This is a genomic window from Desulfobacter sp., assembly GCF_050177295.1.
In genome coordinates this window covers 1-4760 of sequence record NZ_JBFXHE010000345.1, presented here as the reverse complement: position 1 = coordinate 4760, position 4760 = coordinate 1, and the positions used below count along the sequence as shown (strand labels likewise).

General features: G+C 47.0%; 6 protein-coding genes. All 6 read right to left on the bottom strand.

Annotated elements, in window-relative coordinates:
• A partial coding sequence (locus tag AB7U36_RS18585) for a NapC/NirT family cytochrome c (RefSeq protein WP_428161155.1) occupies positions 1-440 on the bottom strand: 440 nt, incomplete at its 3' end.
• Positions 441-517: 77 nt separating this feature from the next.
• On the bottom strand, positions 518-943 hold the full coding sequence (locus AB7U36_RS18580; protein WP_428161154.1) for a PAS domain-containing protein: 426 nt from the start codon (positions 941-943) through the stop codon (positions 518-520).
• 163 nt (positions 944-1106) lie between these two features.
• The gene (gene hcp, locus AB7U36_RS18575; RefSeq protein WP_428161153.1) at positions 1107-2768 is read right to left on the bottom strand and encodes a hydroxylamine reductase; all 1662 of its coding nucleotides are present in this window, start codon (positions 2766-2768) and stop codon (positions 1107-1109) included.
• 60 nt (positions 2769-2828) lie between these two features.
• Positions 2829-4007, bottom strand: coding sequence for an FprA family A-type flavoprotein (locus AB7U36_RS18570; protein ID WP_428161152.1), 1179 nt, complete (start codon positions 4005-4007; stop codon positions 2829-2831).
• A 10-nt stretch (positions 4008-4017) separates the two neighbouring features.
• Entirely contained in the window at positions 4018-4260 is a 243-nt protein-coding gene (locus AB7U36_RS18565; RefSeq protein ID WP_428161151.1) for a DUF1858 domain-containing protein, read from the bottom strand.
• Positions 4261-4518: 258 nt separating this feature from the next.
• Positions 4519-4760, bottom strand: a 242-nt coding sequence (locus AB7U36_RS18560; RefSeq protein ID WP_428161150.1) for a Crp/Fnr family transcriptional regulator, incomplete at its 5' end; no start/stop codon positions are given.

Genomic DNA, 4760 nt, shown 5'->3' with positions numbered 1-4760 from the left:
CTGGGATATAAAACTGTCCGGTGAGCCAGCATGGCGCCCCTTTTATCCGGGATATTCAACAGATTTCGGTGACATTTCTGGCATTGTGCATTTTTAAAGGCTGCATAGGTATGCTCACGGCTTTTTTCCCGATCATAGGTTCCATAGGCAAAATGAACGAATACATCTTTGATGCCGTGGGCTGTCTTTGTATAAAAAAAGTTAATTGTATCCTGCGGGGCAGGCAGGTGGCAGTCCATACAATCCGCCACAAATCCCTGGGCGTTGTTTACATGGGTAGAGGTTTTCCATGCGTTAAAGGCAGGCTGAATCTCGTGACAGGAGGCGCAGAATCCCGGCGTTGATGTTCTCGCCATGGTATAATAGGTCAGGCTGAATACAGGAAAAGCGATAATAATGCCGATGAAGACAAAAATTACAGGTTTGATCATTTTTTTCATTTGAAACCTCACACCTGTTAACATATAAAAAATTTTAACATCTTTTCCACATAGGTAATCTGGGTCACCTGGAATTCTTACCTCTGAGCATTCTCTAACTCAGCCAACCTCTTTCGATTCTCCCGTTCTTCCTTATATCTCGTGGTAATGTCTCTCGCGCTTGACAGAGCCCCAATCACATTCTTTGCGGAATCTAAAACAATAGAAAAACCGAGTTCAACGTAAATGACAGACCCGTCTGAATGTAAAGATTTCGTAGGCAAGGACTTTCCAACATATTTTGTTTCCCCACTTTGCATCGCCTGTTCATATCCGCGCCAATGGGCCTTTCGTAAGTTTTGCGGAACTATGATGTCTAGGTTTGATCCGATTGCTTCCTCTTTGGTAAATCCAAAAACACGCTCAGCCGCCAGATTCCATACACGTATTATCCCTTCAGTATCAGCAAATATCATTGCATCGGGATTTTGCTCTATAAGCCTGTCCATGAATCCGTTGTTCATATTTCATCATCTCCTCAAAATGTATGAAATTCCGATACATTTGGCAAGTCTTAGGCCAATTTATCGTTCAGACACAAACTGTTTATATGTTTGTAAAAAACCGGCATCATTTCTGTTGCTGAAAAAACAATACCGGTTCTATTTTATACGAGTTCCGGCAGGATTAATTGCCGGCCATCATGGCTGCAATATCCTCGTCCACCGTACCAATGGGCTTGATGTCAAATTTTTCCACGAGGACCTTGGCCACGGCCGGAGACAGAAATGCCGGAAGTGTAGGTCCAAGGCGGATGCCCTTGACACCGAGGGAAAGCAGTGCCAGGAGCACGGCCACGGCTTTCTGCTCATACCAGGCAATGTCGTAGGAGATGGGCAAATCATTAATGTCGTCCAGACCAAACACCTCTTTGAGTTTCAGGGCAATGACCGCCAGGGAGTAGGAATCGTTGCATTGACCCGCATCCAGTACCCTGGGAATACCTCCGATGTCCCCTAAGTCAAGCTTGTTGTACCGGTACTTGGCACAGCCGGCTGTGAGGATCACCGTATCCTTTGGCAGCTTTTCAGCAACTTCTGTATAGTAACTTCGGTTTTTCTGCCGGCCATCGCAGCCTGCCATGACCACAAAACGTTTAATGGCGCCGGATTTTACCGCATCAACCACCTTGTCGGCCAGGGCTATAACCTGGTTGTGGGCAAATCCGCCCACAATGGTGCCCGTCTCAATTTCTTCGGGAGGCGCACAGGTTTTGGCCCTTTCGATCAGGGCTGAAAAATCCTTGGCCCCGCCTTCGGGCCGGTCTGCAATGTGTACCGCGTTTTCATACCCCACCACGCCGGTGGTAAAAAGGCGGTCCAGGTAGGTGTTGCTCTTTTTCAGAGGCACCAGGCAGTTGGTGGTCAGCAGGATAGGACCGTTAAAGGATTCAAATTCTTTATTCTGGTGCCACCATGAGCCCCCGTAATTGCCCACGAAATGATCGTATTTTTTAAATGCCGGATAATAGTTGGCCGGCAGCATTTCACCGTGGGTGTATACATCAATGCCGGTGCCGTCGGTCTGTTTGAGCAGCTCTTCCATGTCTTTGAGATCATGGCCAGAGACCAGAATTCCTGGATTTTTACCCACACCGATGTTGACTTCGGTAATCTCCGGGTTTCCGTAGGCTGTGGTATTGGCTTCATCCAGCAGAGCCATGGTGTTAACGGCGATTTCTCCGGCCTTCATGACCATGGCGATCATTTCATCCACGGACAGGTCCTTTGTGGTGGAGGCCAAAGCTTCCATGATAAAATCGTTGATTTCATCTTTTTGACATCCCAGGACAGCGGCGTGGTCAGTATAGGCTGCTACCCCTTTAAGGCCGATAATCAGCAATTCGCGCAGGGAACGGACATCCTCGTTTTCCGTGGCAAGAATGCCTACGGTTTTTGCCTTTTCTGCAAAATCGGACACATCCCCGGTCCAGGTAGCGGCTTCAGGCAGTAGACCGTCAAACGCTGTATTGTTTTTCTCTTTGTATGCGGCCAAAAACCTTGACCGGATCAGGTCTTTGCGCTTCAGACCGTCATTGATCATACTGACAAATCGTGCATCGTCCCAGTTGGCATTGGTAATGGTGGCAAACAGGCACTGTACCACAAAATTGTCATTGGACCGGTCGGGATTCCCCAGTTCTTTGAGCTTTTCACCATAGACAGAGATTCCCTTGAGCACGAAAATCAACAAATCCTGAAGGTTGGCGGTTTCTTCGGGCTTTCCGCAGACACCTTTTACGGTACAGCCGATGTTTTTTGCGGTTTCCTGACATTGAAAACAAAACATGATTATTTACTCCTTTTTTAGGTTATGATACGGGTTTGGATAAAATTAAACAGGTTGTTTTTATGTATAGTCGTTTTCTTTGTGTTTCCGGGCGATGGCACCTGCCAGATCATCCAGGGCATTGACTACACTTGCGGTTGGGACACCTTTGCAGAGAACCGGATCAATTACCTCGACCTTAAGGTTGGGAATCATCCCGGCAAGGGTATCCACGGTCTTGCCACCCCAGCCATAGGAGCCCACTACAGAGAGGAACTTTGTGTTGGGCCGCAGGGCGTTGGCCAGAAATGCGGCATAGGCGGCATAAGGATGGGGACCGGACAGGATAGTGGGAGTGCCTACAACAATGGTGGCAGCGTCCATCAGGGCCATGGCCAGTTTTCCGATATCGGTGACAGCCAGGTTAAACTGTTCCACCCGGACGCCCTTGTCCACCAGCGCCGCCACAAGGTGCTCCACCATGAGTCTTGTACTTTCGTGCATGGATACATAGGGGATAACAACGGTGTTCCTGGGGGTACCCTCGGTCCATTTTTTATATGCATCAAGAATAAAACCGGAATCGGAAAATATCTGGCCGTGGCCCGGGGCGATCATTTCAATGTCATAAGGGGCCAATTTTTCCATATTTTTTTTAATGATGCTTCTAAAGGGCATCATGATTTCGGCAAAATACCGTTTGGCCGCCTCATACACCCGGCCATGATCCGTAACAAACAGGCCACTTGAGGCAATGTGGGAACCAAAAAAATCGCAACTAAACAAAATTTTGTCCTCTTCCAGAAAGGTTACCATGGTTTCAGGCCAGTGAACCCAAGGGATAAAAATAAATTTCAAGGTTTTATCCCCCAAAGAGAGTGTCTCCCCGTCTTCTATGGAAACGAAAAAATTTTCCGGGATATCCAGAAGATCCTTGAGAAGGCCCTTGGCCTTGGGCGTGGATATGAGTTTAGCATTGGGATATTTTTCAAGGACCTGCATGATCGTTCCTGAATGGTCCTGTTCCGCGTGGTTTGAGATGATGTAATCGATATTTTTGACCCCTTCAAGCTGGGCCATGAATTCTTTGGCCATGGGGGGATCAACGGTGTCAATCAATGCCGTTTTTTCACTTCCTTTAATAAGATAAGCGTTGTAACTGGTCCCATCCGGAAGGGGAATAAGGGCGTCAAACAGTCGACGGTCCCAATCCACTGAGCCCATCCAGTAAACGCCTTCTTTGATCTTTCGTGCTTTCATATCGCTCCTCCTATTTTATGGTTTGTGTTCCTGAATTGGTTGATATGGCTGTATTTTGAATGGCTCTGTTAATCTGGTATAAAAGATGATTCAGATTAAGTCCATATTCTCCTGCAATATCCGTCACTGTGTGAAAGGTCTCTGCCGGGCAGCCGATGCAGAGCAGCCCCATGTCCATAAATAATTTGATAAGCGTCGGATGTTGGTCTATCAATTCTTTGATCGAGATGCTTTTTAACTCAGGACTGTTCAAAATCGTTTTCCTTTTAAATAGCGGCCAGACCCTGAAGGGCAGAAACCCGGAACCACCAGGACATTTGATTCAACGTTGCCCGAAATAACGGTTGGACTTTAGGCTGAATTCATCTGGCCTTTAATAGTAAAGACAGGAATAAACCTTATTTGATACGGCTTCTTTGCTCTGGCGCAAACAATGAAAAACTATTTTTACTGATGATGAAAAATTTAACTTAAAAATTACAACCAGCCGAATAGATAAAATAACATATTTTCATCCGATTTCGGCAAATTTGTTCAGGGAATGGGGATCGGTGATAATAATTTGTTCACGACGGGATTTTATCCAGCCTTTTTTTTCCCAGGCACTGAGGGTGCGGCTGACGGTATATAAAGTGGTCCCTGCATAGTCGGCAATATTCTGACGGCTTAAGGGCATATCAATCTGAATCCCCGACCGGGTTCTGGTCCCGGCCCGCCTCATGATCCGCAGCAGGGTACGGGCAATCCGCTGAT

Bases quoted from the DNA above. Each gene is read 5' to 3' on its own strand.
- AB7U36_RS18580 (WP_428161154.1), bottom strand. From the start codon at position 943: ATGAACAACGGATTCATGGACAGGCTTATAGAGCAAAATCCCGATGCA.
- hcp (WP_428161153.1), bottom strand. From the start codon at position 2,768: ATGTTTTGTTTTCAATGTCAGGAAACCGCAAAAAACATCGGCTGTACC.
- AB7U36_RS18570 (WP_428161152.1), bottom strand. From the start codon at position 4,007: ATGAAAGCACGAAAGATCAAAGAAGGCGTTTACTGGATGGGCTCAGTG.